This window comes from Nocardioides daedukensis, assembly GCF_013408415.1.
Classification (GTDB): domain Bacteria; phylum Actinomycetota; class Actinomycetes; order Propionibacteriales; family Nocardioidaceae; genus Nocardioides; species Nocardioides daedukensis.
Map to the genome: position 1 here is coordinate 120,556 of NZ_JACCAA010000001.1, position 24,636 is coordinate 145,191.

The 24,636-nt window shown below is 69.6% G+C and carries 25 protein-coding genes, 1 tRNA gene and 1 pseudogene; 13 read left to right on the plus strand and 14 right to left on the minus strand.

What is annotated here, in order from left to right; genetic code table 11:
* Window positions 1-18 precede the first annotated feature (18 nt).
* The 7 genes from BJ980_RS18645 to BJ980_RS00685 form a co-directional block, all read right to left on the minus strand.
* Window positions 19-930, minus strand: coding sequence for a hypothetical protein (locus tag BJ980_RS18645; RefSeq protein WP_218855367.1), 912 nt, complete (start codon window positions 928-930; stop codon window positions 19-21).
* A 48-nt stretch (window positions 931-978) separates the two neighbouring features.
* Window positions 979-2,706 carry a SelB domain-containing protein gene (locus BJ980_RS00660; protein ID WP_218855368.1) on the minus strand — a complete coding sequence of 576 codons (1,728 nt, stop codon included), beginning with the start codon at window positions 2,704-2,706 and terminating at the stop codon, window positions 979-981.
* Window positions 2,703-4,004, minus strand: coding sequence for an L-seryl-tRNA(Sec) selenium transferase (gene selA / locus BJ980_RS00665; protein ID WP_179500521.1), 1,302 nt, complete (start codon window positions 4,002-4,004; stop codon window positions 2,703-2,705). Before selA ends, BJ980_RS00660 begins: the two co-directional genes overlap by 4 nt.
* A gap of 77 nt (window positions 4,005-4,081) precedes the next feature.
* Window positions 4,082-4,176 (minus strand) — tRNA-Sec (locus BJ980_RS00670).
* Window positions 4,177-4,215: 39 nt separating this feature from the next.
* A complete protein-coding gene (locus BJ980_RS00675) occupies window positions 4,216-5,124 on the minus strand; it encodes a sucrase ferredoxin (RefSeq protein ID WP_179500522.1) in 909 nt (302 codons plus the stop codon).
* Window positions 5,121-6,251, minus strand: a complete 1,131-nt coding sequence (locus BJ980_RS00680) for a cupin domain-containing protein (RefSeq protein ID WP_343047612.1) — start codon at window positions 6,249-6,251, stop codon at window positions 5,121-5,123. The genes BJ980_RS00675 and BJ980_RS00680 overlap by 4 nt, the downstream gene beginning before the upstream one ends.
* Window positions 6,252-6,253: 2 nt before the next feature.
* A complete protein-coding gene (locus BJ980_RS00685) occupies window positions 6,254-6,487 on the minus strand; it encodes a hypothetical protein (protein WP_179500523.1) in 234 nt (77 codons plus the stop codon).
* Between the two features lie 124 nt (window positions 6,488-6,611).
* Between BJ980_RS00685 and selD the strand changes: the two genes are divergently transcribed.
* The 7 genes and pseudogenes from selD to BJ980_RS00720 all read left to right on the plus strand — a co-directional run bounded on the left by selD (window position 6,612) and on the right by BJ980_RS00720 (window position 14,693).
* Window positions 6,612-7,640, plus strand: coding sequence for a selenide, water dikinase SelD (gene selD, locus BJ980_RS00690; RefSeq protein WP_179500524.1), 1,029 nt, complete (start codon window positions 6,612-6,614; stop codon window positions 7,638-7,640).
* Window positions 7,641-7,704: 64 nt separating this feature from the next.
* Window positions 7,705-8,988 (plus strand): L-lactate MFS transporter, encoded by a 1,284-nt coding sequence (locus tag BJ980_RS00695; protein WP_179500525.1) that lies wholly within the window; start codon window positions 7,705-7,707, stop codon window positions 8,986-8,988.
* On the plus strand, window positions 8,985-9,551 hold the full coding sequence (locus tag BJ980_RS19630) for a dehydrogenase (RefSeq protein WP_179500526.1): 567 nt from the start codon (window positions 8,985-8,987) through the stop codon (window positions 9,549-9,551). The genes BJ980_RS00695 and BJ980_RS19630 overlap by 4 nt, the downstream gene beginning before the upstream one ends.
* 12 nt (window positions 9,552-9,563) lie before the next feature.
* Window positions 9,564-12,290 (plus strand): annotated as a pseudogene (fdh, locus tag BJ980_RS00705) (formate dehydrogenase); the annotation flags it as partial.
* Window positions 12,287-13,231: a 4Fe-4S dicluster domain-containing protein gene (locus BJ980_RS00710; protein WP_246279901.1), complete on the plus strand. Its 945-nt coding sequence runs from the start codon at window positions 12,287-12,289 to the stop codon at window positions 13,229-13,231. The pseudogene fdh and the gene BJ980_RS00710, both read left to right, overlap by 4 nt.
* A complete protein-coding gene (nrfD, locus tag BJ980_RS00715; RefSeq protein WP_179500527.1) occupies window positions 13,228-14,268 on the plus strand; it encodes an NrfD/PsrC family molybdoenzyme membrane anchor subunit in 1,041 nt (346 codons plus the stop codon). Before BJ980_RS00710 ends, nrfD begins: the two co-directional genes overlap by 4 nt.
* A gap of 35 nt (window positions 14,269-14,303) precedes the next feature.
* Window positions 14,304-14,693, plus strand: coding sequence for a rhodanese-like domain-containing protein (locus tag BJ980_RS00720; RefSeq protein WP_179500528.1), 390 nt, complete (start codon window positions 14,304-14,306; stop codon window positions 14,691-14,693).
* A gap of 24 nt (window positions 14,694-14,717) precedes the next feature.
* Here BJ980_RS00720 and BJ980_RS00725 read toward each other — a convergent pair whose 3' ends face one another.
* The 5 genes from BJ980_RS00725 to BJ980_RS00745 all read right to left on the minus strand — a co-directional run bounded on the left by BJ980_RS00725 (window position 14,718) and on the right by BJ980_RS00745 (window position 18,266).
* Window positions 14,718-14,981, minus strand: a complete 264-nt coding sequence (locus BJ980_RS00725; RefSeq protein ID WP_179500529.1) for a hypothetical protein — start codon at window positions 14,979-14,981, stop codon at window positions 14,718-14,720.
* Window positions 14,978-15,613, minus strand: a complete 636-nt coding sequence (locus BJ980_RS00730; RefSeq protein ID WP_179500530.1) for a hypothetical protein — start codon at window positions 15,611-15,613, stop codon at window positions 14,978-14,980. The genes BJ980_RS00725 and BJ980_RS00730 overlap by 4 nt, the downstream gene beginning before the upstream one ends.
* An 88-nt stretch (window positions 15,614-15,701) precedes the next feature.
* Complete coding sequence (locus tag BJ980_RS00735) at window positions 15,702-16,070, minus strand: YtxH domain-containing protein (protein WP_179500531.1); 369 nt, start codon at window positions 16,068-16,070, stop codon at window positions 15,702-15,704.
* A 60-nt stretch (window positions 16,071-16,130) separates the two neighbouring features.
* Window positions 16,131-16,670, minus strand: coding sequence for a DUF488 domain-containing protein (locus BJ980_RS00740; protein WP_179500532.1), 540 nt, complete (start codon window positions 16,668-16,670; stop codon window positions 16,131-16,133).
* Between the two features lie 42 nt (window positions 16,671-16,712).
* On the minus strand, window positions 16,713-18,266 hold the full coding sequence (locus BJ980_RS00745) for a VldE C-terminal domain-containing protein (protein ID WP_179500533.1): 1,554 nt from the start codon (window positions 18,264-18,266) through the stop codon (window positions 16,713-16,715).
* A 250-nt stretch (window positions 18,267-18,516) separates the two neighbouring features.
* On the opposite strand from BJ980_RS00745, the gene BJ980_RS00750 reads away from it, so the two are divergent.
* Window positions 18,517-19,128, plus strand: a complete 612-nt coding sequence (locus BJ980_RS00750; RefSeq protein ID WP_179500534.1) for a flavodoxin family protein — start codon at window positions 18,517-18,519, stop codon at window positions 19,126-19,128.
* A 132-nt stretch (window positions 19,129-19,260) separates the two neighbouring features.
* Here the strand turns inward: BJ980_RS00750 and BJ980_RS00755 are convergent, their stop codons facing one another.
* The gene (locus BJ980_RS00755) at window positions 19,261-19,827 is read right to left on the minus strand and encodes an isochorismatase family protein (RefSeq protein WP_179500535.1); all 567 of its coding nucleotides are present in this window, start codon (window positions 19,825-19,827) and stop codon (window positions 19,261-19,263) included.
* Window positions 19,828-20,057: 230 nt separating this feature from the next.
* On the opposite strand from BJ980_RS00755, the gene BJ980_RS00760 reads away from it, so the two are divergent.
* From BJ980_RS00760 to BJ980_RS00770, 3 genes are read left to right on the plus strand one after another with little or no spacing between them, the layout of a single operon-like run.
* Window positions 20,058-20,612, plus strand: coding sequence for a hemerythrin domain-containing protein (locus tag BJ980_RS00760; RefSeq protein ID WP_179500536.1), 555 nt, complete (start codon window positions 20,058-20,060; stop codon window positions 20,610-20,612).
* Between the two features lie 12 nt (window positions 20,613-20,624).
* Window positions 20,625-21,068 carry a hypothetical protein gene (locus tag BJ980_RS00765; RefSeq protein WP_179500537.1) on the plus strand — a complete coding sequence of 148 codons (444 nt, stop codon included), beginning with the start codon at window positions 20,625-20,627 and terminating at the stop codon, window positions 21,066-21,068.
* The gene (locus BJ980_RS00770; RefSeq protein ID WP_179500538.1) at window positions 21,065-22,297 is read left to right on the plus strand and encodes a divalent metal cation transporter; all 1,233 of its coding nucleotides are present in this window, start codon (window positions 21,065-21,067) and stop codon (window positions 22,295-22,297) included. Before BJ980_RS00765 ends, BJ980_RS00770 begins: the two co-directional genes overlap by 4 nt.
* 60 nt (window positions 22,298-22,357) lie before the next feature.
* On the opposite strand, the gene BJ980_RS00775 is transcribed toward BJ980_RS00770, so the two are convergent.
* Window positions 22,358-23,041, minus strand: a complete 684-nt coding sequence (locus tag BJ980_RS00775) for a hypothetical protein (RefSeq protein ID WP_179500539.1) — start codon at window positions 23,039-23,041, stop codon at window positions 22,358-22,360.
* Window positions 23,042-23,264: 223 nt separating this feature from the next.
* On the opposite strand from BJ980_RS00775, the gene BJ980_RS00785 reads away from it, so the two are divergent.
* Window positions 23,265-23,537 (plus strand): DUF7218 family protein, encoded by a 273-nt coding sequence (locus BJ980_RS00785; RefSeq protein WP_179500540.1) that lies wholly within the window; start codon window positions 23,265-23,267, stop codon window positions 23,535-23,537.
* A 70-nt stretch (window positions 23,538-23,607) separates the two neighbouring features.
* Window positions 23,608-24,600 (plus strand): TIGR03557 family F420-dependent LLM class oxidoreductase, encoded by a 993-nt coding sequence (locus BJ980_RS00790; protein ID WP_179500541.1) that lies wholly within the window; start codon window positions 23,608-23,610, stop codon window positions 24,598-24,600.
* Window positions 24,601-24,636 lie beyond the last annotated feature (36 nt).

The window sequence follows — 24,636 nt, forward strand, 5'->3', positions numbered from 1 at the left end:
TCGTACCGGATCGGTGGTTCAGGTCGCGCCATGACGTCCCGGTTCCACACCGAGGCCGTGGCGCTCGAGTGCGGTCGCGAAGGCGGCTCCGGGTTGTGTCGCCGAGGTCCAGTCCTGCATCGGCTCACCGAGCACCTGGGCGTAGGCCGGGGCGAGGTAGGGCAGTTCGAGGGGCGTGTGTCCGGGCGTTGCTGTGGTGGCGATGACGAACGGCGCCTTGTCGTGCGGCTTTCCGTGTCCCGAGATCCGTGCCCACAGCTTCCACCGTTTTGTCGTCGTACGACGCAGGGCGTGGGCCTCGTCGGCAATGATCACCTCCCACGTGTGGTCCTTGACCTTGTCGAGGCGGTCCCACGTGATCACGACCCATTCGAGATCGCCGTGACCCAGCGCCGTGATCGTGCGGCACCAGTGACCGATGGTGATGGCGGCAGGACGGTCGGCGATGACCAGCACACGGCGCGCGCCGCGCAGGTCGCCCACCGCCGTCGCTCCGAGGACTGCGGAGATCGTCTTGCCCACTCCGGGCTCATCAGCCAGCAGGAACTGTCGCCCGCCCGCCGCGGCACGGGCCGCGATCGCATCGGCGGCCTCGTACTGGATCATCCGGGGCTCGAGGGCCTCGCTCGGTTCCGGGTTGGGCATCGGGGTGTCGGGATTGAGCGTGTTCTCGATGAATCGACCGAGGGTGTAGGGACCCGGAATGAAGGGCTCGAGGTGTGCGGGCACGGTCCGGCCGACATACAGATGGGTCTTGACCGCCGGGTGCCAGGTGGCGTCGTCGACCTGTGTCCCATAGGGAACGTCGAGCACCCACACTCGCTCGCCAGGACCGGGGACCGGCAGGGCCGGGGGCGGTCGGCGCTTCGCGCCACGACGCGGGGACGGACTGCTGCGCCGACGGGCACTGGATCGGCGAGAAGTGGCCACCGACGAACATTATCGGCGTGACCGCCATGGCCGGCACCGGCTCGCCCGTCAGCGCACGCTTCGTCGATCGTCCTCATGTCGCACCGTCAGCCCGCGCCGATCCAGGTGGGCCAGCAGTGGCAGCACCACCCGGCGGCTCGTCCCCAAACGCACCCGCGCCTGGCTGGTGGTGAATGGTTGCGACAGCTCGCCGAGCCAACCCACAGCCAGAGCATCCGCACCGGGCAAGAGCACTATGCCCTCGCCCAGGTCGAGCAGACGATCGGCGCGGGAGGCCACCGCGATCGCCTTGCGGTGCAGGCCGAGCTCACGCATGCGGTCCGCGGTCGGGGCGACGAACGGCGCCTCGGCGAGATCGACCTCGACTGCGGCCAAGGCCCGTTCGATGTCGTCGGGCAACCCCACGCGGGCCGGCGCGGAGAGCACCTTGCCGCCTTCGAGCCGCAGCGGCGAGGACACCAAGGCGGGCACCAGGTCGGGTGAGGGCAGGCCCAGCGCGCGGGCCACAGCTGGCACGGGCATGCCGGGAGCCAGCGGATGTTGTTCGTCGTACGTGCGCACCACCGAGGCCATCCGCTCCTGCACCAACGCCGCCGCACGCTCACCGATCAGCCACGGTCCGGCATCCGGTGGCACGGGCACACCGAGACGGCGCAGCAGGTCGGTCGAGGCGATCCCGCGTCGGTCCAGCTCTTCGGCGAGCGTCGCCTCGCCGCTGGCCTTCGCCAGCTCCAGGCCGCGACGGGTTCCGGCGCCGCGTCGTCGAAGCCGCGGTGGGGAGGGATCCAGCACGGTGAGCCCCCACACCTGGCGACTGCCGGGATCGCGCAGCAGTGCGCGGTCGCCGATGCGCAGGGGCAGTGGTCGCTCCAGCGTCAGCCGGGCGTGGGTGGCGTCGAAGCTGCGCACCCGCACCGGCACCGCCAGCGCGCCGATGTGCAGCGCCGGCTTTTCCGGCGGCTCCTCATCACCGACCAGTCGCACGTCGACCGTGTCCGTGACGTGCCAGCGATCCGGGGTGAACAGCACGCTGTCGCGGGCCAGCTCGACACGGTCGTCGGCGGCGAGGTTGAGAGCCACCCGGGCCACGCCGGACACCGACTGCCGGTCCTGGTCCAAGGCCTGCACGCCGCGCACCCGCACGGTGCCACCAGTGGTGGCGAGCCGGTCGCCGACCGTGATCGTGCCGGCAGACAGGGTCCCGGTCAGCACCGTGCCCGACCCGCGAATGTGGAACATCCGATCGGCCCAGAGCCGCACGTCGGCATCGGGCGGGGGAGCCGGCAGCCCGGTGACCAGATCCTCGAGTGCCTGTCGCAGCTCATCGATCCCGAGCCCGGTCGCGCCGCTGACTGCGAGCACCGGGGCGCCGCGCAGCGACGTACGGTCGACTTCGGCGCGGGCTCGTGCCATCATCGGGGCCGGGTCGGCCAGGTCGGCGCGGGTCACCGCGACCACGCCGTGCGCCACGCCCAAGGCGTCCAGGGCCGCGAGGTGCTCGGCGGCCTGCGGCATCCACGGGTCATCGGCGGCGACCACGAAGAGCACTGCCGGCACCGGGCCGATGCCCGACAACATCGTGCGCAGGAACTTCTCGTGGCCGGGTACGTCGACGAACGCCACCTCCCCGACGCCGGGCAGCGAGGTCCACACATAGCCCAGCTCGATCGACAGCCCGCGCCGCCGTTCCTCGGCGAGCCGGTCCGGCTCGGCACCGGTGAGCGCCTTCACCAGTGTGGACTTGCCGTGGTCGACGTGACCGGCGGTGGCGATCACGTGCACGGGGACTCCAACACGCGTCGTACGGCCGCGGTCATGGCCTCGTCGTCGTCGGGGAAGACGGCGAGCAGGTCGAGCCGCAGGCGGCCGTCCTTGACGTGACCCACCACGGGCGGGGCCCCCAACCGCAACGGCTCGGCGAGCTCGGCGGGCAGCGAGACCGCTGCGCTGGGCAGTTCGACGCCGGGTGCGCCACCACCACCGACCGCGCCGGCGGAGGGTATGGCGTGCGCGTCGGTGACCTCGGCCAGCGACGCCGCGATCTTCTCGGCGCGCACCATCAGCTCGGGCTGCGTCGCCGCGAGCGAGACCGCGACCGGCGACGGCGGACCGGTCAGGGTCGCCTCGAGCGCAGCCAGGGTGAGCTTGTCGACGCGTACGGCGCGGGCGAACGGGTGCCGACGGAGCCGATCCACCAGTGCCTCGTCGCCGAGCAACAGCCCGGCCTGCGGACCACCCAGCAACTTGTCGCCGGAGGCGGTGACCAGGGTGGCACCGTCGCGCAGCGCGGTGGTGGCGTCGGGCTCGTGCGGTAGTCGTGGGTGTGCTCGCAGCAGGCCGGAGCCGATGTCGACCACGACCGGAACGGGCAACCCGGCCAGGTCGCGGACTGCCACCGAGGAGGTGAAGCCCGCGACCACGAAGTTGGACGGGTGCACCTTGAGCACGAACGCGGTGCGTTCGGTGATCGCTGCCGCATAGTCGGCCAGGCGCACGCGGTTGGTGGTGCCGACCTCGACCAGCCGGGCACCCACCGACTCCAACAGCTCGGGGATCCGGAACCCGTCGCCGATCTCGACCATCTCGCCGCGGGGGACCACGACTTCGCGACCCGCAGCCAGGGCGAGGGTGACCAGGCCCAGGGCGGCCGCGCCGTTGTTCACCACGTGCACGCCACCGGCCGCGGGGACGGCCGCGGCGAGCGCGGCGAGGGTGTCGCGACCACGGCGTTCGCGGCGCCCGGTCTGCAAGGAGAGCTCGACGTCGGTGGCGCCGGCGGCGACCACGAGCGCCTCGACGGCGGCGGACGACAGGGGAGCACGGCCCAGGTTGGTGTGCACCACCACCCCGGTCGCGTTGATCACCGGCCGCAGCGACGTCGCCGTCGAGGGCAGATTGGCGACGGCGTGGTTGGCGACCTCGCTGGGAGCCACCAGGCCCTCACGGCACAGGGCCAGGGTGGCGACCACGGACCTCTTCACCAGGCCGGTGCCGATCCGGGCCGCTGCCTGCACGAGTCGCGGATCGGCGAGCACGTCGTCGGTGCGGGGCACATTGCGTCGGGGATCCTCCACCCCAGTGATCGTAGGTGGTGGAGTCGAGTTTCGGGTCGAGGCAGGCGGATGGCGCCTGCCCCGACCGGTGATGAAGTTGGCGGAGGCGGACGGGAATCGAACCCGCCTGACCGAGATGCTCGGCCACAACGGTTTTGAGGACCGCGCCCATCACCAGACGAGGTACGCCTCCGAGATCACCATAGCGGTGCGTGCCGAGCGGAGCGGGCGCTCAATCGGTGCGTGCGATCGACAGCAGTTCGTGGCGCGGGATCGGGTTGTCCCGGCTGGCACGACAGGTCAGCTGGAGCAGGTCCTCGCCCGGTGACGTGCGCACCCGGACCGTCCACTGCGCACCGCCGACCTCGAACACCACCTCACTGATCGCGCCGTCGACCTGGCGCGACACCACTCGCAGCGCGTCGCCACGGGTCTCGGCAAGCTGGCGACGCAGTGCGATCTCCGCGAACTGCACCGGCATCGGGTGCGACGAGCGTCCACGCAGGTGGTCCAGGTCGAGCTGCCCGGCGAGGTGACCGTCGGCGATCGCGAGCGCCGAGACCGGCTCGACGCGGCCGTAGTACAGGCCCTCGGGCAGCACCAGCAGGTTGCCCGCGAACCGGTCACCGCCGATGTGCGAGACCTCCCAGGTGGCCTGCGGGTGGGCCGCGGCCAGTGCTGCGACCACCGGTCGACCGGCTTCGGCGCAGCAGGCGTCGTGACGACCATGGGTGCACACGCACAGCAACGTCTCCTCGCACGGGCTGAGCCCGGGGGAACGGCCGGCTCCCAGAGCCGCCAGGTCGAGGTCGAGCAACTGGTGCGGGTCGTCGAGCACGGTCGTCTCCAGCCACGATCTCGACGGGTGGGCGAACGCGGCAAAGACCCGAGTCCCCTCCGAACGCGCACCACGCTTCGTTCGTCTGATCAGCAGCGGCCGGACCTTGGCAGTCTTCGCCGCTCTGGTCACCGCCTCACCCAGTCCATCGGGCAGTCGGGCATCGCGCAGCGCGTCGACGCCCCACGGGCCGGAGTGCTCGATCAGCAGGAACGCCCGCACGGTCGATGCGGTGCCCGCCGCCGGCTCGTCGCGCAACCGACTGGCGGACGCGCAGCGGAAGGCGGGGTCGCGTGCGGTCACGGAGCGACCTCGAGCAGGCCCTCTCGGACGAGGCGGCGACAGAGCACGAGTCGGCTCTGCGGGTCGAGGTGCTCGGCCAGGTCGCCCGGGCAGAGCTCTGGGCGGGCGCGCACGTCGTCCATCGCGGGCCGCAGCCAGCCGGGCACGTCGATGCAGCGGTCCCCGAGGAGTACGTCGAGCCGCTCGCCGCGGGTGTGCAGCACGCACGGATGACCGGGGCGACGGCGCAGGCGGGTGCCGTCGTCGATCGCGTCAGCCGCGAGCACGTCATGCAGGCCGCCGGCCAGGCGAGGGCTTCGGGTGGTGAGGAACCGGCGTACCTCCGCCTCGACCGCGGCAGTGGTGTCGAGGCCACGGATCTGCTCGGCCAGGGAGCCCAGCCGGTCCGCGAGCTCCCCGGCGAGGCCACTCGGGTCCTCGAGATAGCCGGCGGGCAGGTGCTCGTCGGGCACCGCCTGGGCCACCTCGGCGAGCGTGCGCTGGACCAGGCCACGCCAAGTGAGCTGGTTGATGCCGAGGGTGACGTGCAGGGAGACGGTGTCCTGGGCGCGGGCGGCGTGCGGAGTGCCGGTGGGCAGATACATCGACAGTCCCGGCTCGAGTCGCACCTCGTCGGGGCCGTCGGGACCGTGCACCTCCCACAACTTGGAGCCGGCGGTCTGGAAGACGAACACGTCGTGGGAGTCCGAGTGCACCGCGAAGCCTTGCGAGCCGGGCGGGGTCAGATAGGCGTTGGCCTGGCACGGGTGGCCCAGCTCGAGCTCGAGCTCGGCGACCAACCGGGTGATCGGCGGCCAATACCGGTGCAGGCCCTGGAAGACGATCGTCGCGCCGTCGGCGAAGAGGGCAAGGGCCTTGCGGGAGTCGACCAGCCCGGTGAGCTGCTTGCCGGCGAGCGTGGCGCCGCGGGTGAAGGAGGACTCGGGAAGCACGCCGCCGTCCTTGGCGATCCGGATGGACGGCGTGCGGATCGCGGACGACGTGAGCAGGGTGTCGGCGTCGTCGAGGGACAGCAGGTCGACCAGCCGTTCGGGGTCGGCCTGGTGCAGGTGGACGCGTGACGCCCAGACCTTCGTGAGGAAGGCCTGGGCGTCACCGCTGAGCAGGTCGAGCGCGGAGCCGGGCACGCTCAGGACGCGTCGCCGTCGGTGGTGTCGGTGGCGTCCCCATCTGTCCCGTCGGAGTCAGTGCCATCCGAGTCGGTGCCGTCGGAGTCCGTGCCGTCCGAGTCGGTGGTGTCGCCGTCCGTGGTGTCGGTGGCGTCCCCGTCGGTGCCGTCGGCATCCCCGCCGAGTGCGGGACCGCCGGCCGGGACGGTGGCCATGTCGTCGTCGCTGAGCGGCTCTTCCGGAGTGCTGGTCATGAGTTCCTCCTGTGTGTGCGGTGGCCGCCGCCCCGAGTGGGCGAGGCTGGTGCTGGGCCCGCGGTACCCGTTGTCGCGGCTTCAACTCAGGCTCGTGCGGCGGGCGGATGGGTACCTTGGCCACATGACGACCAGCGAGCGGATCCGGTTGACCCAATTTGCCGCGGGCGGGGGGTGTGCCTGCAAGGTGCCGCCCGGTGAGCTCGAGGCGGTGCTGGCCGGACTGCCCAATGCGGTCGCCGACGGCGCGGCAGGGTCCCAGAATGCGGGCATGAACGCCGGCGAGCTGCTGGTCGGGCTCGAGCACGGCGACGACGCCGCAGCGGTGCGGATCTCCGGCAACCAGGCGATCATCGCCACCGCCGACTTCTTCACCCCCGTCGTGGACGACCCCTACGAGTGGGGCCGGATCGCCGCGGCCAACGCTCTCTCCGACGTCTATGCGATGGGCGGCACGCCGATCGTCGGGGTCAACCTGCTCGGCTGGCCCAGGGCCACGCTGCCGTTCGAGCTCGCCGCCGAGGTGCTGCGCGGCGGGGGAGAGGTGTGCCAACAGGCCGGTGCCTACCTCGCCGGCGGCCACAGCATCGACGACCCCGAGCCGAAGTATGGCGTTGCGGTCACCGGCCTCGCCGATCCCGAGCACCTGCTCCGCAATGACGCCGCCGTGCCGGGCACTCCACTGACCCTGACCAAGCCGATCGGCCTGGGCGTCCTCAACAACCGGCACAAGGCGACCGGCGAATGGTTCGAGGAGGCGGTCGCGGTGATGACGACGCTCAACCGCGACGCCAGCCAGGCGGCGCTGGCCGCGGGTGTTCGGGCGGCCACCGACGTCACCGGCTTCGGCCTGCTCGGCCACCTGATGAAGATGATGCGCGCCTCCGGCACCACCGCAGTGATCGACGCTGCCGCGGTGCCGTACGTCGACGGCGCCCGCACCTCGCTGGCCGAGGGATTCGTGCCCGGTGGGAGCCGCCGCAACCTCGACTGGGTCCGCCCGCACCTGGAGAGCGATCTCGGCGAGGACGAGCTGGTCCTGCTCGCCGATGCGCAGACCTCGGGCGGGTTGCTGATCGCCGGCGAGATCCCCGGCCACCCGGTCGTGGGTGAGGTCGTCGAGCGCCGCGAGCACCTGCTGGTGGTGCGCTGACGCATGGACTCCGAGCGACGGGGTACCGCGCTCGGCACGGCCCCGACTCGGTGAGGAGAACGGCATGGTTGGCGAGCAGAGGAAACCAAGCGGATTCCGGTGGCTGCTTGTCGCCGCCGCACTGTTGCTGCAGTTCTCGATCGGCGCGGTCTATGCGTGGTCCGTCTTCGGCGGCTCCTTGGAGAACGCCGAGGCGTGGAACCTGAGCAAGGTCAAGGCCTCGATGCCGTTCACGGTCACCATCGGGATGATCTTCATCGGCAGCTATCTCGGCGGCCGTCTCCAGGACCGGCACGGCCCGCGGATCGTGGCGCTGGGCGGCGGCATCATCTATGCAGTCGGGATCGTCCTCGCCTCGTTCACCAACGGCGCCGAGGACTACTGGCTGGTGATCGTCGGCTATGGCGTGATCAGCGGCTTCGGTCTTGGCTTCGCCTACATCGTGCCGATCGCGATGCTGCAGAAGTGGTTCCCCGACAAGACCGGGCTGATCACCGGTCTCGCGGTCGGCGGCTTCGGCTTCGGTGCGGTGCTCACCTCACCGGTCGCGCAGTGGTTGATCGACCGTGACCCCGAGGATCCCACCAGCGCCTTCCTGCCGCTGGGGATCGCCTATCTGGTGATGTCGCTGATCGGTGCCTCCTTCTTCCGCAACCCGCCCGAGGGCTACACCGTGCCCGGCTTCGAGCCGGCCCACGACGGTGGCGGCTCCGAGGTCGGCAAGGACTACACCCAGGGCGAGGCGCTGCGTACGCCGCAGTGGTACCTGCTGACCGCGATCCTCACCCTCAGCGTCAGCGCGGGCATCTCGCTGATCTCCCAGGCCAAGCTCACCGCGACCGACGTGGCCGGCTTCAGCCTCACCGGGGCGGCCACCCTGGTCGGCGTACTCGCTGTCTTCAACGGAGGCGGCCGGATCCTGTGGGCCGCGGTCTCGGACAAGATCGGCCGGATGCGCACCTTCGCCGCGATGCTCGTGCTGCAGGGCGTGTGCCTGATCGTGCTGCCGCACGCCAGCAACGTGGTGCTCTTCTTCGTCCTCGCCGCCGTGATCTACCTCTGCTACGGCGGCGCCTTCGGCACCATGCCGGCCACCGCCGGTGACTTCTTCGGCGTCCGCTATGCCGGTGCCATCTATGGCCTGATGCTGATCGGGTGGAGCCTCGGCGGCATCATCGGCCCGGTCGTGGCCTCGGCACTGATCGGCGAGGACAAGGCCTACACGCTGGCCTACACCGTCATCGGGATCATCGCGCTCGCGTCCGTGGCACTGACCTTCATCACCCGGGTGCCAGCCGGGCGAGAACCGGCTAGTGTCGGTTCCACCGAACCTGGAGGTGGTCGATGAACGGGCGCTCGTTCCTTCCGTGGCCGGCACTGCGCCAACTGACCGGCAAGGACATCCTCGGCCGCGGCCACGCCGCGCGTTCGGTGAAGACCGAGGAGATCGAGCCGCGCACCACCACCGCCGACCGGGTCGCTCGCAGCGTGTGCCCCTACTGCGCCGTGGGTTGTGCCCAGAAGGTCTTCGTCAAGGACGAGAAGGTCGTCCAGATCGAGGGCGACGAGGACAGCCCGGTCAACCGCGGGCGGCTGTGCCCCAAGGGATCGGCCAGCAAGAACCTCGTCACCAGCCCGCTGCGGCTCAACAAGGTGCGCTACCGCCCGGCCCACGGCACCGAGTGGCAGGAGCTCGAGCTCGGCACCGCGATGGAGATGATCGCCGACCGCGTCGTGAAGACCCGGCGTGACACCTGGCAGGAGCTCGACGAGAAGGGCCGTCGGGTACGTCGCACGATGGGCATTGCGAGTCTCGGCGGGGCGACGCTGGACAACGAAGAGAACTACCTGATCAAGAAGCTCTTCACCGCCATGGGCGCGATCCAGATCGAGAACCAGGCGCGCATATGACACTCCGCCACTGTCCCCGGTCTGGGGACCAGCTTCGGACGCGGCGGCGCCACCGGCTTCACGGCTGACCTGGCCAACGCGGACTGCGTGATCATCCAGGGTTCCAACATGGCTGAGGCGCATCCCGTGGGCTTCCAATGGGTTGTCGAGGCCAAGAAACGTGGTGCCCGGGTGATCCACGTCGACCCGCGGTTCACCCGCACCAGTGCGGTCGCGGACAAGCACGTCCCGATCCGGGTGGGCAGCGACATCGCCTTCCTCGGCGGGATCATCAACCACGTCCTGAGCAACGAACTCGACTTCCGTGACTACGTCGTCAACTACACCAACGCGGCGACGATCCTGAGCGAGGACTTCCAGGACACCGACGACCTGGACGGTCTGTTCTCCGGCTTCGACCCGGAGAAGCGCACCTACGATCCCTCGAGCTGGCAGTACGAGGAGGAGGACGACCCGAGCGAGCAGGACCAGGCCCAGGCGAACGACTCCGGGGACCACGCCAAGCACCGGGCGACCGCGGCAGGACTGCAGAACGAGTCGCACGGCATGCAGGTGGCCAGCCACCCGGCTCGCGACGAGACCCTGCAGCACCCGCGCTGCGTCTACCAGGTGCTCAAGCGGCACTTCTCGCGCTACACCCCCGAGGTGGTCGAGCAGGTGTGCGGCATCTCGGAGGCCGACTTCCTCGAGGTCTGCCGCGCATGGACGGAGAACTCCGGTCGTGAGCGCACCACCGCGCTGGTCTACAGCGTGGGCTGGACCCAGCACAGCGTGGGCGTGCAGTACATCCGCACCGGCGCGATCCTCCAGCTGCTGCTGGGCAACATGGGCCGCCCCGGCGGCGGGATCATGGCCCTGCGCGGGCACGCCAGCATCCAGGGATCGACCGACATCCCGACGCTGTTCAACATCCTGCCCGGCTATCTGCCGATGCCGAACCCGGAGCAGCACCCCACCCTCGACGACTGGGTGGACAGCGTCCGCAAGCCGGGCAGCAAGGGGTTCTGGTCCAAGGCCGACGCCTATGCGGTCAACCTGCTCAAGGCCTATTGGGGCGACACTGCGAACCAGGACAACGACTTCTGCTTCGACTACCTGCCCAAGATCACCGGTGACCACGGCACCTATCGCACGGTCCTGGACATGATCGACGGCAAGGTGAAGGGCTACTTCCTGCTCGGGCAGAATCCCGCCGTCGGCTCGGCCCACGGCCGTCTGCAGCGCCTCGGGATGGCGCAGCTCGACTGGCTGGTGGTGCGCGACCTGTTCGAGATCGAGAGCGCCTCGTTCTGGAAGAACTCACCCGAGATCGAGACCGGCGAGATCGTGCCCGAGGAGTGCGGCACCGAGGTGTTCCTGCTGCCCGCTGCCTCGCACGTGGAGAAGGAGGGCACCTTCACCCAGACCCAGCGGATGCTGCAGTGGCGCGAGAAGGCGGTCAACCCGTCCGGCGACGCGCGTTCGGAGCTGTGGTTCTTCTACCACCTGGGCCGGATGGTCAAGGAGCGGCTGGCCGACTCCGCGGACGAGCGCGACCGACCGGTACTGGACCTGGAGTGGGACTACCCGCTGCACACCGAGCGCAACGACGAGGCCGAGTGGGAGGAGCCCAGCGCCGACGCGGTGCTGCGCGAGATCAACGGTTATGAGGTCGACTCCGGTCGCCTGTTGTCCTCGTTCACCGAGATGAAGGCCGACGGCTCGACTCTCGGTGGTTGCTGGATCTACACCGGTGTCTATGCCGACGGCGTCAACCAGGCGGCTCGCAAGAAGTCGCGTCACGAGCAGTCGTTCGTGGCTCCCGAGTGGGGCTGGGCGTGGCCGATGAACCGGCGGATCCTCTACAACCGCGCCTCCGCAGATCCCGAGGGCAAGCCGTGGAGCAAGCGCAAGGCCTACGTCTGGTGGGACGAGGAGAAGGGCGAGTGGACCGGCGACGACGTACCGGACTTCGAGAAGACCAAGTCGCCCTCCTACCGCTCGCCCGAGGGCGCCGACGGCGTGGCCGCGATCGAGGGCATCGACCCGTTCATCATGCAGGGCGACGGGAAGGGCGCGCTCTACGTGGCGCAGGGTCTGGTCGACGGACCGATGCCGACCCACTATGAACCGGTCGAGTCCCCGTTCCGCAACCAGCTCTACGGGCAGCAGTCCAACCCGACCCGGCTGGAATATGTCCGCGACGACAACCCGATGAACCCGGCACCGCCGCAGCAGCACGCGGACGTGTTCCCGTTCGTGTTCACCACCAGCCGACTCACCGAGCACCACACCGCAGGTGGGATGAGCCGCTATCTCGAGCACCTCGCCGAGCTGCAGCCGGAGATGTTCGTCGAGGTCTCCCCGGCGCTGGCCGCCGAGCGCGGGCTCGACCACATGGGCTGGTGCCACGTGGTCACCGCACGCTCCGCGATCGAGGGCCGGGTGCTGGTCACCGAACGGCTGCGGCCGCTGAAGGTGGAGGGCCGCATCGTCCACCAGGTGTGGATGCCCTATCACTGGGGCAGCGGCGGCCTGGTCACCGGCGACTCGGCCAACGACCTGTTCGGCATCACCCTCGACCCCAACGTCCAGATCCAGGAGACCAAGGTGGGCACCTGCGACGTGCAGCCCGGCAAGCGTCCGCGCGGACCCGAGCTGCGTGCCCTGATCGACGGCTATCGGGAACGGTCCGGCACCGTCGGGTCCGAGCGTGGCCCGGTCGTCACCGTGCGCACCGAGAGGGAGGATGACGAATGAGTCTGCGTGACAGCCTCTTCAACTGGGACGGGATGGCGAACAGCCTCTTCGGACCTCTCGATCCCGCCCCGAACGCGGGGTACGACGATCCGCCCGCGCGCAAGGGCTTCTTCACCGACACCTCGATCTGCATCGGCTGCAAGGCCTGTGAGGTGGCCTGCAAGGAGTGGAACGACGTTCCGGAGAACGTCTTCGCCATGCTCGGCACCTCCTACGACAACAGCCATTCGCTCAACGCCAACCAGTGGCGGCACGTGGCCTTCATCGAGAAGCCGGCCAAGGCCACGCCACCGGTCGACCTCGGCATGCCCACCCTGGGCGCCGCGCCCAACGACGTACCCGAGGAGGAGAAGCCCGACTTCCAGTGGCTGATGTCCTCCGACGTCTGCAAGCACTGCACCCACGCCGCCTGCCTCGACGTGTGCCCGACCGGCTCGCTGTTCCGCTCGGAGTTCGGCACCGTCGTGGTCCAGGACGACATCTGCAACGGCTGCGGCTACTGCGTCGCGGCCTGCCCGTACGGCGTGATCGACCGGCGCCGCGGGCCCGACGGTGACCCGAGTGTGGGGATCGCCCAGAAGTGCACGCTCTGCTACGACCGGCTCACCGACGGCCAGCGGCCAGCGTGTGCCCAGGCCTGCCCGACCGAGTCGATCCTGTTCGGCGACGTCGAGGAGCTGCGCCGCACGGCCAACGACCGGGTCGCCCGCCTGCACGAGCAGGGCGTGATGGATGCCCGGCTCTATGGCAACGACCCCGACGACGGGGTCGGTGGCACCGGGGCGTTCTTCCTGCTGCTCGACGAGCCCGAGGTCTATGGCCTGCCGCCGGACCCGGTGGTCACCACCAAGGACCTGCCGACGATGTACCGCCGCGCAGGTGCGGCCGCGCTCGCCCTCCTTGCGGGGGCAGCCGTCTCGTTCGTGGGTCGGCGGCCATGACTGGCCCCGAGCAACGCACCGACACCGACCGGGCCACCGACGCACCGCAGCAGAGCGGAGCGCGGCATCGGGGATCGCCCGCGCGTGACTCGATCGTGCCGGAGGCCGACTTCGAGTCCTACTACGGCCGACCGATCGTCAAGCCGGCCCCGTGGGAGCACGACATCGCCTACTACATGTTCACCGGGGGAGTCGCCGCGGGCAGTGCCATCCTCGGCGCCGGGGCCGACCTGACCGAGCGCCCCGGCCTTCGGCGTACGTCGCGGCTCGGGTCCGCGGTCGCACTCGTGCTGAGCATGTTCTTCTTGATCAAGGACCTCGGCAAGCCGTCCCGGTTCCTCAACATGCTGCGGGTGGCCAAGCCGACCTCGCCGATGTCGGTCGGGACCTGGCTGCTCTCGCTGCACGGTCCGTTCTCCGCACTTGCCTCCGCCGCAGAGGTGGCCGGCCTGCTGCCTTCGCGGTGGCAGCGTGGGCCGATCGGACTGGCACTGCGCCTGGGCCGACCGGCCGGGATCGCGGCGGCGGTGACCGCCCCGCCGGTCGCGGCCTACACCGCTGTGCTGCTCTCCGACACCGCCACTCCTGCCTGGCACTCGGCCCACGAGGAGCTGCCGTTCGTCTTCTGCGGCTCCGCCGCGGCTGCCTCCGGTGGCCTCGGGTTGATCGGGGCACCGCTGGGGGAGTCCGGCCCGGCGCGAGCATTCGCGATCGGAGGAGCGGTCGTCGACCTGGTCGCCGAGCACCGGATGGAGCAGTCGATGGGGATCTCCGCGGAGACCTTGCACCAGGGCTCGGCCGGCCGGTGGATGCAGGCCAGCAAGGGATTGATGGTGCTCGGCGCGACCGGAGCGCTGCTGGGTCGCCGCTCCCGGGCCGTCTCGATCGCGTCGGGCGCGGCCCTGATGGCCGGATCACTGTGCACCCGGATCGGGGTCTTCGAGGCCGGGATCGCCTCAGCCAACGACCCGAAGTATGTCGTCGTCCCGCAGCGCGAGCGCGTCGCGCGGGGTGAAGCCGTCCGGCACTCGGGCTGACGCCCGGGCTGGGCCGCTCGCCCTATCCTCGGTCCATGAGCGACGAGGACGGTTCCGCGATCAGCCGCCTGCTTGCCGAGAGCCGCGCCGGACTGGACCGGGTCGAACCAGCCGAACTGGAGGCCGTGCGTGCCGCCGGAGCCTTGGTCGTCGACACCAGGCCGATCGAGCAGCGCCAGCGTGACGGCGAACTGCCCGGCGCAGTCGTGATCGACCGCAACGTGCTGGAGTGGCGCCTGGACCCGACCAGTCCGCACCGGCTTGAGATCGCCGATGATCCCAGTCGTCGGGTGGTGCTGGTCTGCAACGAGGGCTACAGCTCCAGCCTGGCCGCGCACACCCTGCAACGACTCGGTCTGGTCAACGCCACCGATCTGCGCGGTGGCTTCCAGGCATGGCGTGGCCTGGGGAACAGTCAGGGCTGACCGATCAGGGCTGACCGGTCAGGATCAGTCGCTGCTCGGGGGCTCGGTCCGCTCGCGCAGCCACGACGTACTGCCCGGTGCCATCCCGCGCGACTTCGGGGTGTGCGGCACCAGGGACACGATCAGGGCTGCGTCCTGGGGCAGGGCCCACTTCAGGGCGTGGTAGACGACCGAGAGCGACTCGGAGCTCTCCAGGAGCAACAGCCCCGGCGCGATCGGGCGCGCCTCCTGCCATGGACCTTCGAGATCCTCGGGAGGCTCGGAGGTCCAGGCAAGGAAGACGGTCACACGTTTTCGCCGTCGGGCTGCTCGACATCCTGCTCGCTGGCGGACAGGTCCTTGTCAGCGACCTTCGCGACGTCGGCCGGGGTCGCGCTGACCTGGCTGGTGTCAGCCGCCGCGTCGATCTTGGTGGCGGGCTTCTTCGCCGGCGCCTTCTTGCGCTTCGGCTTCGCGATCGGGGAGGGGTCGAGGCCCAGCTCCTCGGTGACGTTCACCGGCTCGTCCGGGTTGATCTCCAACTCGTCGGCGACAGAGTCACCCGAATCAGAGTTGGCCGCACCGGATTTGGTCGTCTTGTCCTCGGGCTCGCTCTTCCGCGCCGCGGAGGGTGCCGACGGTGCCTTGTCGGCCGGCGTCTGCGGCTCGACATCGGTGGGGCTCGGCTGCGCATCGTTGCCGGTGTCCTGCCGTGCACCCGGGGCGACTGCGCCCAGGGCCGTCCCGGTCACTGCCTTCAGGACGTGACCGCCTGCGGCCAGGCCGGCGGACGCGGCGTCCTTGGCCATGCCCACCGCGGATCCCGCCATTCCGACAGCGGACCCGGCCACACTCGCTGGGGCCTTGGCCGTGCCGACAACGAGGTTCTTGATCCGGTCGACGTGGCTCTTCTCGGGCTCTTCGTTCGTCTGGTTGCTCATGATTGTCCTGTACCCGCGCGTCGCGGTGGCAGTCGTCGCGCATTCAGAATGCGGGCGTGATGACCGCCACCCGACGGCGTACGGCGTCTCAGCGTGCGGTGTCGTTCGGGGTCACTGGAGCGGTGCCCAGCGCGCCGAGGTCCTCGGTGGTCTCCTTGTCGGTGCCGGGCATGCCGGCGCCGAGCCCGGTGGTGGGGGTGTCGCCGCCGCGCTTCTCCTGCACCTTCTCCTTCGCAGCGTCCACGGCTTCGCCTGCCTTCTCCGCGGCGGTGTCGCGAGCCCCGGCCGCCTTCTCGGCGGCGAAGTCCTTGGCCTGCCCGGCCTTGTCCTGGACGCGCGGGTCGTGCATGAACCGTTGGGCCTGGTTGGCGATCTGCTCATAGCGTCCACGTCCGGCGCGGGCGCCGAGGACATAGCCGACTCCGAGTCCGATCAGCATCTTCAACTTGCCAGTCATCTCAAGCCTCCTTGGTCGTGGCTGTCGTGCGGTGCCATCCGGTGCCCAGAAGGCGCCAGGTCATGCATCGTCGGCAGCGCGATCCCACACCAGCAGCCCGTCCGGCCGCCGCCTGACGCCCTCGCTGACCGGGTGCTCGAGGAGTCGACCGTCGTGCATCAGGTGCTCCACGGTGAGCCCGTGGGCCACCACCGCGACGTCGCTGACGACACGTCGATGGCAGCGCCACCACACGGCCTCCGAGCACATGATCGCCGTACGCCGCTCCCGGTCGTCTCCGATCAGCTCGGCAAGGCCCTCGCCGAACTCCTCTGTGCGCGTCCAGTCGGCATAGGCCCGGAACGCGGCCACGCGCCACCATGGGTCGAGGGTGGCCGCGTCCTCGTCCTTGTTGAGCCGGCGCCGTCCGCCGAGTCGGGGATCGTGGCGATAGCCGATGCCGTTCTCCTCGAGCAGCGCCTCCACCTGACCGGCCGCGGCTGCCGGGTTGTTGCGGCTGCCGGGGAAGCGGCGGATGTCGACCACCAGCTCCACGTCGGCATCACCCAGCAGCGCCGCGAGCTGGTCGCGGTCAAGGCGTCCGTGACCGAAGGTGAGCATCGCCTTCGATCATGCCGCATCGTCGTGAGGCGACCGAAGGACTCAGCGGATCCGGGTCAGCGTCACCGTGAGCGAGCCGCGGTTGTCGCCGTGCGTGTAGGGATCCCAGGTCCGCACCGTCGCGGTGCCGGAGACGGGTGCGGTGAAGGTGGCCTTGTAGGAGTGCCGGTTGCGTGTGGTGCAGGTCGCTCGCGAGTTGTGGCTGGCCCGCAGGTCGAGCTGGACGCCGGCGACGTACACGCCGAAGTGGTCGGCCGAGGGGGTCCGGGGGTTGACCGTGTGCCGCGCCTGCAGGGTGCCTCGGTGGCGATAGCAGGAGGCGTCGAACTCGTTGCCGGCGTCGGTTGCGTTGCCGGTGACCGTGACCCGATAGCGGGCGTTGCGCCACAGCTGGCGCTTGGTGCGCGTTCCCCAACGACTCCGGGTGTCGAGGACGACCGACTCCTTGGTCAGGGTTGCCGAGCGGGGGCCCGGCCGGGTGGCGCGAGCTGGCTGCGCCAGGGGAGAGGTGCGGAAGCGGGTGGCGAGTGAGGACGCGGTGATGTCCGCACGGGCGAAGTGGAGGGTGAGTGACTCGCCCGGGTTGCGCACGCCGTCGGCGTCACGCGCGCGCAGGGTGATCGAAGCAGTCCGGGTCGGGGTGTACGTCGCGGTGTAGGTGTGGCTGCTCGAGCACCGATCCGCGCGGTCCCACCGGACCCGGCCCGCGACGAGCAGTGCCGTCGTGGAGGAGAGGACAGTGGCTGACGGTGTGCTCTCACCGGGCTCGTCGCGCACCGTGCCGCGTGCGGCCGGAACCCACCCGTCGGCGGACCAGACGCAGTTCGGGTCCGCGATCCTGCTTCCGGCGCCGGTGCGTGCCAACCCGGTGCCGACGATCCGGTAGGTGACGCCCTGCTCGAGCTGGAAGGGAGTGCGGTAGGTGGCACCGCTGGCCGGGATCTTGATCGAGGTGACCGCGGTGCGCTCGGGGTCCAGGCTCTTCGTGCCGTGGAAGAACACCGGCAGGCTCCGGGTGTTGCGCGCCCTGAACCACGAGGTCTGCGCCGCTCCGCCAGCATGTGAGAGCGAGATGTGGACGTGGTCGAGGTGGCGCAGGGTGCGGCTGCACTTGGCGATCGAGGAGAGCTTGCGGCAGTCGGAGTGCACGTAGTCGACCGGAGCGAAGCCTCGGTAGGCCGAATAGATCTTGTCGTCGTAGATGACATACATGATGCCCATCCGGCGGGCCAGCGCATGGGTGACGCCCTTGCCGTCGGTGGCGAATGCGCGGGCCAGGAAGTCGTAGGCGGACTTCTTCTGGGCCTTGTTCTTCACGTCCGCTGTCCAGTCGAAGGCGCGCCCGTCCTTGTGCTCGCTCTGTCCACCGCTGGTGCACGCCCTGACGGTTCCCGAGGAACCCGTGCCGGGGTAGTTGCGTACGAGCCAGCTGGCGAGCTCGGCCGTTCCGGGTTGTGCCGTCGAGCGACACGGGCCTTGGGGCTCGTAGTCGGCGTAGTCGTCGGCGACCTGGTTGCCCAGTGCCTGCACCGGGGAGGGTGCGGCAGGGAGCAGCAGGGCTGCGATGAGCGAGACGAGAAGTGGGGCGGTGCGCACTGTCAGGTGGTCCTTCGATGCCGAGAACGGTGGCGGGCGGGCTCGCTCACCGTGGGTCTGTGTTGGGTGCAGGGGCTGCACACCCAAGGTGTTCATCGGCAGGACCGGGGGAGCACTGTAGGGAACGCGGGTGTGAGTTTCGGTCGCCGCGTTTGGGGCTTGGTGATCGGGGCGGCCGGTCCGGGCTGGCTGGTCGTGCCTGATCATGACTGGCTGATCATGACTGGATGGGGGCTGGGTACCAGTGATGATGAGCACTCAGACCTGCCTCGTCCTGAACTGCACCCTCAAGCCCTCTCCCGCGGAGTCGAGCTCGGAACTGCTCGGCTCCCAGGTGCTCTCCGCGCTCGAGGAGCACGGCGTGAGCGGGGAGATCGTGCGCGTGGTGGATCACGACGTACGGTTCGGGGTCTCCACCGACGAGGGCGACGGCGATGAGTGGCCGCAGTTGCGTGAGCGGATGCTGGCCGCCGACATCCTCGTCATCGTCACCCCGATCTGGCTCGGCCAACCCTCGGCGGTGTGCAAGATGGTGCTGGAGCGGCTCGATGCCGAGCTCTCCGAGACCGACGACGACGGCCGGATGCTCACCTACGACAAGGTGGCCGCCATCGGAGTGGTCGGCAACGAGGACGGTGCCCACCACGTGACCGCCGAGCTGGCCCAAGCGCTCAGCGACGTCGGCTTCACGCTGCCGGCCAACGCCTCCACCTACTGGGTGGGCGAGGCGATGCAGGGCGTCGACTACAAGGACAAGCAGCCGACGCCCGAGAAGACCGCTGGGACCACGAAGACCTTGGCTCGCAACGCCGCGCACCTTGCCGGTCTGCTGGCGGGATCGCCATACCCTGCCGGCGACTGAAGCTGACGCCCGCCGGGCGGTCGCTGAGTGAACTGGCGAGGGGTCAGCGCCCGTCGGGGCGTCAATTCACGACGGGTCATCGGGGGCCAGAGCGTGAACTCACGACGGCTCAGCGCCCGTCAGAGCGTCAATTCACGACGGGTCGTCGCGGGTCAGAACGTGAACTGACGACGGGTCGACGATCTGGTCGGTCGGCACCGCGGCGAAGCGGTACTCGTCCTCCAGCAACGCGAGCACGTCCTCGTGCAGCTCGGGGCGCTCGGTGAAGATCGCGTCCTTGGCCAGTACGACGTGCAGGTTCGCCGCATAGGCGTGCGTGGCCGTGGCCGCGATGCATGACTGCGTGGAGACGCCGACCATCACCAGGGTGCGGATCCCGTGCGCCCGGAGCAGGTCCTCCAACTGGGTGCCCAGGAAGGCGTCATCGCGGGTCTTCACCACCTCGGTGACGCCGTCGAGATCCAGCTCCGCCAGTGGCTGGGACTTGTGGTCGCCCTCCATGGCGAAGCCCTGGTCGTCCTCGAGCATGTTCAGCGTCCACGTGCTGCGATCGGCACGGTGCTCGGTGCGCACGTTCACCACCAGCAGGTGTCGCTCACGCGCCCACTCCAGGAGGGTGTGCGTCCTGGAGACCAAGTCCGAGCGGCGCTCGTGGAGCGGACCCGCCTCGAAGAAGGCGTTCTGCATGTCGATCAGCACGAGCGCTGTGTTTCGCAGGCCTGTGTCCTGCGGTCCTGCGTTCTGTGGGCCTGGATCCTGTGGGCCTGTGTCTGCTGGGGCGGGCACCGCCGTACCTCCTCGGTGTGGGTGCGAGGCAGTACCCCGAGCGTGCTGGGGTCATGCAGCGCGGCGGGAAGCCGGCGAGTGGGTGAGTCGCGACGATCGGGGTACTGGACGGCCGACGAATCTCCCGGAGCGAAGGAATGCTGATGTCACAAGATGTGATCGACCTGATCATGCGCGACCACCGTGAGATGGAGCGGATGTTCGAGCAGCTGAAGTCCGACCCGGACTCGCGCCCCGCACTGGTGCCGGTGCTGACCACCCTGCTCACGGCGCACAGTCGCGCCGAGGAGTCCGAGGTCTATCCGGCCGCGCGCGAGGAAGCCGGGGGTGCCGAGGACGTCGAGCACAGCCAGGAGGAACACCTGCTGGCCGACAAGCTCGCGCTCGAGCTCGGTGAGCTGGACCCGGGAACATCGGAGTTCGACTCGAAGCTCGCCGAGCTGATCGACGCCGTCTCGCACCACGTCGAGGAGGAGGAGGAGACCGTGCTGCCCACGATGCGTGAAGGGCTGAGCGCGGATCGCCGGGCCGAGCTCGGAGAGGCCTTCCTCTCCACCAGGCAGGAGCACCTGGGCGACCAGGCCGAGGACATCACCAAGGACCAGCTGCGTCAGCAGGCCGAGAACCTCGACATGCCCGTCGGTGACCGCACCAAGGACCAGTTGCAGGACGACCTCCTTGAGAAGGGCGACAAGTAGGAGGCCGCTGGCATGAACACGCTGCGAGGGCTGTTGATCATCCTCGTGCTCGCACTGTGTGCAACCGGCTGTCGACCCTCGGAGCCCTCGCCGGCCGACTGGCGGCAGAAGGCCGGCCAGTCGCTCGAGGACGTGGCCAGCGAGCTGGCGACGGCACAGCTGACCCTGGAAGCACAGGGCGACGCGAAGCTGCTCGCCAAGACGGGTGTGGTGCTCCTCGTCGATGCCGAGGAGTCGGCCGGCACGACGGTGGAGTCGTTCACCGCCCTGCAGCCACCCAAGGGCTTCGAGCGTCGTCATACCGAGGTGTCGGACGTCCTCGAGCACGCCTCCGGCCTGCTCGCGGACGTTCGCGCCGCGCGGGTCCGTGAGGACGAGGCCAGCTATGGAGCGCTCTCGCGGCGCCTGGCCCGCGAGCGGAGCACGCTGACCAAGCTCGAGGAGGAGGTCAGGTGAAGAAGTTCCTCGGCATCGCCTTGGGCATCCTGACCGCGATCGGCGGCTTCGTCGACATCGGTGACCTGGTCACCAACGCCCAGGTCGGCGCGCGGTTCGGCCTCTCCCTGGGCTGGGTCGTGATCGTGGGTGTGATCGGCATCTGTGTCTTCGCCGAGATGTCGGGGCGGGTGGCCGCGATCAGCGGCCGGGCCACCTTCGACCTGATCCGTGAGCGGCTCGGCCCGCGGATGGCGATGATGAACCTGATCGGCTCGCTCGGGGTCACCCTGCTCACCTTCATCGCCGAGGTCGGCGGTGTCGCGCTCGCGCTCGAGCTGGTCAGCTCGGTCAACGAGGTGCTGATCGTGCCGTTCATCGGCGCGCTCGTGTGGGCCGTTCTCTGGCGTGCCAAGTTCTCCCTCCTCGAGAACGTCCTCGGGCTGCTGGGCCTGTGCCTGATCGTCTTCGCCGTCGCGCTCTGGCAGCTCGGTCCCGACTGGGGATCCCTGGGGCACCAGCTGCTCACCGCCGACAAGCCCGGGGACGAGAAGTGGGTCACTGCCGCCTTCTATGCGGTGGCCCTCTTCGGCGCCGCGATGACGCCGTACGAGGTCTTCTTCTTCTCCTCCGGCGGCGTCGAGGACGGTTGGTCCGAGAAGGACCTCGGCACGATGCGGGCCAACGTGCTGATCGGATTCCCCCTAGGCGGCCTGCTGTCCCTCTCGATCGCCGGCGCGGCCTGGGTGGCCCTGGGGCCCCTCGAGGTCTCGGTCGGCACCCTCGGCCAGGTCGGGCTCCCGGTCGCCATCGCGCTGGGCAAGATCGGGCTGGCGATCGCGGTGATCGGCTTCGTCGCGGCAACCTTCGGTGCCGCGTGCGAGACGGGGTTGTCGGCGGCCTACTCGATCTCGCAGTACTTCGGCTGGCAGTGGGGCAAGTTCGTCAAGAACAAGGAGGCCGCACACTTCCACCTCGTGCTGGTGGTGGTCACGCTCCTGGCCGTCGGGGTGCTGGTCACCAGGGTGGACCCGATCATGGTCACCGAGGTCTCGGTGGTGTTCTCGGCCGTGGCCCTGCCGTTGACCTACTTCCCGATCCTGGTGGTGGCCAACGACCGCGACTACATGGGCGAGCACACCAACGGACGGCTCGCCAACGCCATGGGGCTCACCTACCTGGTGTTGGTGATCGTCGCCGCAGTGGCGGCCATCCCGCTGATGATCATCACCAAGATGGGCACGATCTGACCCGTCGCGGCCACAGACTCGCGGCCTCAGACTCGCGGCCTCAGGGTCACGGCATCGACGCTAGGCGTGGGTGAGCTCCTTGAGGTCGCTGCGGACCTCGAGCTGCCCGGCGGACCAGTCCCACCCGACGACGTCGTCGATGGCGACCTGGCCGGTGTGGCGGTGCATCCACCGGATCAGGTGGCTCACCACCGCTGGCCCCATGTGACGGCTGCGGTCGTAGCCCAGCATCGTGCCGGGCCGCCCTCGCCCCACGATCAGGTGGCGGCACTCCAGGTCGCCACCGCGGTTGCCGATGCGGACGTCCAGCACGCGCCCGAGGTCCTCTCCGTCACGGTGCACCCTCATCCCGAGGAGATGGTCCAGGCGTCGGTACGTCGTACCCGTCTCGTCGTCGGTGGGCTTGCGGAGCAGGCCGTCGCGCAGGACCGAGAGCCGCACCGCGTAGTCCACCTTGGCGACCAGGGCCATGTCGATGCGCCAAGGAGTCGTCCGGTCCGCCTGCTGGGTACCGAGCCTGCGCCACTGCTCGAGCAGGCTCCCACCGAGCCGGCCGGAGAAGCGTGGCAACAGCGCCGCCGGGCCGGCCAGGAGGCCGGTGACCCGCAGCGAGCCGATGTCGTCCTGGGCCAGCTCGAGATCGTCGACCTTGCAGACCATGTAGCCGTCGGCATCGATCACCTGGCGGTCGAGCAGGTTCAGTACGGCGTCGAACTCGCCGCCCTCCCTCAAGTGGTTCGGCATCGGGTCCTCCTGACTGCGGGTGTGCGTCTCGGTACCCCGGGCGTCGGCGGACATTCAGCCGCCTGTTCAGCACTGGCCAGCCGCCTGCTCAACCATCCGCGCAGCCATCTGCCCAGCCATCTGCCCAGCCATCTGCTGGCCCCCGTGTGGCGAGTTGGTGGGTGGGTACCGAGTCCGAACATCTGACCGAGAGACCGACGCAACGAAGAGGATGGCGATCGTCATGGCGAAGAAGGAAGATCCCGGCCCCAGCGTGAAGGACAAGGAGCTCTACGAGGAGATCCGCGACGACGGGGCGAGCAAGGAGAAGGCGGCACGGATCGCCAACGCAGCGGCCAACAGCTCGCGCTCCGAGGTGGGTCGCAAGGGCGGCAAGTCCGGCGACTACGAGGACTGGACCGTGGACGAGCTCCACGACAGGGCCGCGGAGATCGGCATCGAGGGCCGCTCGTCGATGAACAAGGACGAGCTGATCACCGCGCTGCGCAATCACTGAATGGGCAACCACTGAATCGGCAACCGCTGATTGGGCTGGCACTGAGAGGGCAACCACCGGGAGGCAGAGGATGACCGCGTTCGGCTACACCTTGATGACTGAGCAGGCAGGCCCGCGGGAGCTGGTCGAGCATGCGGTGGCAGCCGAGGAGGCGGGCTTCGACTTCCTCGTGATGAGTGACCACTACTCGCCCTGGCTGGTCGAGCAGGGCCACGCTCCCTATGCCTGGAGCGTGCTGGGCGCGGTTGCTCAGGCCACGTCCCGGATCCCGATGATGACCTATGTGACGTGTCCGACGATGCGCTATCACCCTGCCGTGGTGGCACAGAAGGCCGCCACGGTGCAGTTGTTGTCCGAGGGCAGATTCACTCTCGGCCTCGGCAGCGGCGAGAACCTCAACGAGCACGTGATCGGTCAGGGCTGGCCGATGGTGGACACCCGCCACGAGATGCTGGCCGAGGCGATGTCGATCATCTCGGCCCTCCTCGAGGGCGGTCTGGTCGACTTCCACGGCGACCACTTCGACGTGGACGCTGCCCGGCTGTGGGACGTGCCCGAGGAACCGGTTCGGCTCGCGCTGGCTTCGGGTGGGCCGAAGGCGGTCGCTCGCTGCGCGCCCCTGGCCGACGACCTGATCGCCACGGCCCCGGACGGCGACCTGCTGGACGTCTGGGACGCCACCGAGGGTGCGCCCAAGATCGGTACGGGCGGAGCCCGGGCGATCGGTCAGCTCCCGATCAGCTGGGACACCTCGGACGCCCAGGCCGCCACCGAGCGAGCGCACGCGCAGTTCCGCTGGTTCGCCGGTGGATGGCGAGTCAACAGCGACCTGCCGACCACGGCGGGATTCGCCGGCGCCTCCCAGTTCGTCCGGCCCGAGGATGTGGCCGAATCCATCCCGTGCGGGCCCGACCTGGGCCACATCGTCGACTCGGTGCGGCCCTGGTGGGAGGCGGGATTCAGCGACATCGCCCTGGTGCAGGTCGACGGCTCGACGAACCCGCAGTTCTTGGCCGAGGCGGCTCGGCCGCTGCTGGCCGAGTTGCGTGCTGCCTCGGCCTGACTCGTCCGTCACGACGCGCGCTGCTCCGGATGATCT

Coding starts and splice junctions, on each gene's coding strand:
- BJ980_RS00685 (WP_179500523.1), bottom strand. CDS start 6,487: ATGACCAGCACTCCGGAAGAGCCGCTCAGCGACGACGACATGGCCACC.
- selD (WP_179500524.1), top strand. CDS start 6,612: ATGACGACCAGCGAGCGGATCCGGTTGACCCAATTTGCCGCGGGCGGG.
- BJ980_RS00695 (WP_179500525.1), top strand. CDS start 7,705: ATGGTTGGCGAGCAGAGGAAACCAAGCGGATTCCGGTGGCTGCTTGTC.
- BJ980_RS19630 (WP_179500526.1), top strand. CDS start 8,985: ATGAACGGGCGCTCGTTCCTTCCGTGGCCGGCACTGCGCCAACTGACC.
- BJ980_RS00710 (WP_246279901.1), top strand. CDS start 12,287: ATGAGTCTGCGTGACAGCCTCTTCAACTGGGACGGGATGGCGAACAGC.
- nrfD (WP_179500527.1), top strand. CDS start 13,228: ATGACTGGCCCCGAGCAACGCACCGACACCGACCGGGCCACCGACGCA.
- BJ980_RS00720 (WP_179500528.1), top strand. CDS start 14,304: ATGAGCGACGAGGACGGTTCCGCGATCAGCCGCCTGCTTGCCGAGAGC.
- BJ980_RS00730 (WP_179500530.1), bottom strand. CDS start 15,613: ATGAGCAACCAGACGAACGAAGAGCCCGAGAAGAGCCACGTCGACCGG.
- BJ980_RS00735 (WP_179500531.1), bottom strand. CDS start 16,070: ATGACTGGCAAGTTGAAGATGCTGATCGGACTCGGAGTCGGCTATGTC.
- BJ980_RS00740 (WP_179500532.1), bottom strand. CDS start 16,670: ATGCTCACCTTCGGTCACGGACGCCTTGACCGCGACCAGCTCGCGGCG.
- BJ980_RS00750 (WP_179500534.1), top strand. CDS start 18,517: ATGAGCACTCAGACCTGCCTCGTCCTGAACTGCACCCTCAAGCCCTCT.
- BJ980_RS00760 (WP_179500536.1), top strand. CDS start 20,058: ATGTCACAAGATGTGATCGACCTGATCATGCGCGACCACCGTGAGATG.
- BJ980_RS00765 (WP_179500537.1), top strand. CDS start 20,625: ATGAACACGCTGCGAGGGCTGTTGATCATCCTCGTGCTCGCACTGTGT.
- BJ980_RS00775 (WP_179500539.1), bottom strand. CDS start 23,041: ATGCCGAACCACTTGAGGGAGGGCGGCGAGTTCGACGCCGTACTGAAC.
- BJ980_RS00785 (WP_179500540.1), top strand. CDS start 23,265: ATGGCGAAGAAGGAAGATCCCGGCCCCAGCGTGAAGGACAAGGAGCTC.
- BJ980_RS00790 (WP_179500541.1), top strand. CDS start 23,608: ATGACCGCGTTCGGCTACACCTTGATGACTGAGCAGGCAGGCCCGCGG.